This is a genomic window from Phyllobacterium phragmitis (assembly GCF_002980495.1).
Classification (GTDB): Bacteria; Pseudomonadota; Alphaproteobacteria; order Rhizobiales; family Rhizobiaceae; genus Paramesorhizobium; species Paramesorhizobium phragmitis.
On the sequence record NZ_PVBR01000066.1, the window covers coordinates 1 to 1739 of the forward strand.

Annotated in this window: 3 protein-coding genes and 1 tRNA gene; 1 reads left to right on the top strand and 3 read right to left on the bottom strand. The window is 52.8% G+C overall.

The window, feature by feature from the left end; genetic code table 11:
• Nucleotides 1–452: 452 nt before the first annotated feature.
• The 3 genes from C5748_RS28405 to C5748_RS27325 form a co-directional block, all read right to left on the bottom strand.
• Complete coding sequence (locus C5748_RS28405) at nucleotides 453–593, bottom strand: hypothetical protein (protein ID WP_158259950.1); 141 nt, start codon at nucleotides 591–593, stop codon at nucleotides 453–455.
• 222 nt (nucleotides 594–815) lie between these two features.
• Nucleotides 816–886: transfer RNA gene (locus tag C5748_RS27320), tRNA-Ser, on the bottom strand.
• Between the two features lie 95 nt (nucleotides 887–981).
• Nucleotides 982–1266 carry a DUF3892 domain-containing protein gene (locus tag C5748_RS27325; RefSeq protein ID WP_105746189.1) on the bottom strand — a complete coding sequence of 95 codons (285 nt, stop codon included), beginning with the start codon at nucleotides 1264–1266 and terminating at the stop codon, nucleotides 982–984.
• Between the two features lie 328 nt (nucleotides 1267–1594).
• Between C5748_RS27325 and C5748_RS27330 the strand changes: the two genes are divergently transcribed.
• Nucleotides 1595–1739, top strand: a 145-nt coding sequence (locus C5748_RS27330; protein WP_146119520.1) for a transposase family protein, incomplete at its 3' end; no start/stop codon positions are given.

Below are 1739 nucleotides of genomic sequence, written 5' to 3' on the forward strand. Positions count from 1 at the left end.
ATCCAAGCGGTGCTTGGTAAGGTTTGTCAGCCGCTTCGGTTCATCCCACGTGATCTTCATGGGATTATATGTATCACATTAAGTGCGGAATGCAAGAATAAAAGTGCTACATAAATCATTTTGTGTAACACGAAACCGAATGAGATGAGACGCCGCCAGCGCGAGAAGAAGCGACAGCTGGGAGGTGCAAATCCTCCCACAGCGTCAAATCCCGCGTCACGCGCTTCCGACAGTGCGCGGTGTATGATTCTCGGAGCGTATTGGCAGAGTAGGTTGAAAGATACCTTAGATGCCTTGGGGATGCGAAACCGGTCAGTAGGCGGCGCGAGCGGCTGAATACCGGTCCGATATATTCGAGGCATTCCCTCAACGAAATGCGAGGCGGTCAGCCGAAGTGGGCCGGCTGAGGCACGATAAGTTCCAAGGCCAAGGAACACCGCCTCGCAGCCGTTCTATCTTTTGACAGGCATCTTCGGGATAGCATGGTCGATGCCGTTATCCATTTTGGCTACCCTTTTCGACAAGTCTTTTACGATGCCGCTTAATATCTGAATCTGCTTCATAATAAGTTTGATGTCGGGTTCTTCAGTCACTTGCTCACCTCCTTTCCGTCTATAATCTCAGTATACGGACAGAAGGTTGAGGCCCAAATCAGGACGGCGGCGCTGAGAGCAGAAGCGCTAGGGCAACGGGAGTGCCGCCCGGTATCGGTGTGAAAGATCACCTATCGCCTGAAACAATCGGCTTAGCCGGGATCGCGTCCGGCCCGTCCTGACCTTATTTGCAGAAAGCGCAAACAAGCCAGAGCGTCGGGGAGTGAGCGGGATTCGAACCCGCGACCTCCCGATTAGCAGTCAGGCGCTCTATCCTGCTGAGCTATCACTATATGCAGCCCGAAGGCGGCAATTCGAACTGTACCTATGCCGACACGCAAATCAATGGGTTTCAGAGACGAGCGGCATGCGTCGAATTACACGATGCTTATGGGCATTCTGGAAGGCTTAGGAGATTGTTCGGCTCATCACCGTCGGCTGTCGTCTTGATGTATTCGTTTCCATTGCGACTAACGGCGACAATCACCTCAACTTGGTCCCCTGTAGGCCTCTCCACGTAGAACGCTTCTTCTCCTGACTTTATTCGACGTATAACCTCGGAAACGGTCAGCTTCCACTGACTGGTCCCGAAGCCGCCAACATGAGTGATGCGTTCATAAGGGTTGTTCCGTGGCACCTTGTTGATGCAACGGATGCGGAAACGTTTTGCCATTTCAAAGCTCCTGTGTCAGGCGCCACAGGAAATATGATGGAATCAGCCAGCCCAATAGTGTGGTGATTGTATTCCATGCCAAGCCCCCCCATGGCGTGGTTACGATGTCGGCGGCAACTGAGAGTTGCCACCGCCTCTCATTGGAACCCATTTTCTACGACAACTGCAAGTCTATATCGGGTTGTATCCACAATCGTGGATCATAGCCCGGTCGAAGCGTGTTTCAAGCATCATCAACCCGAAGAGCAGGGCAATCGCTTGAAGAACAGCGCTTCCAGCGGCGGAATTGTTATGATTCATAGGGAACCTCGATTTGTGGAGGTTTCCTATGTCCGGCAAAGCACTGCTCGATCAGTTTGGCTCCCTTGAAGACCCGCGCCAGTCGTGGAAGGTGCTGTATCCTTTAGCCGAGATATTGCTTTGCGTGCTGTGCGCGACGATGGCCGGGGCGGACGATTTCGTTGAGATCGAGC

Bases quoted from the DNA above. Each gene is read 5' to 3' on its own strand.
- C5748_RS27325 (WP_105746189.1), bottom strand. From the start codon at position 1,266: ATGGCAAAACGTTTCCGCATCCGTTGCATCAACAAGGTGCCACGGAAC.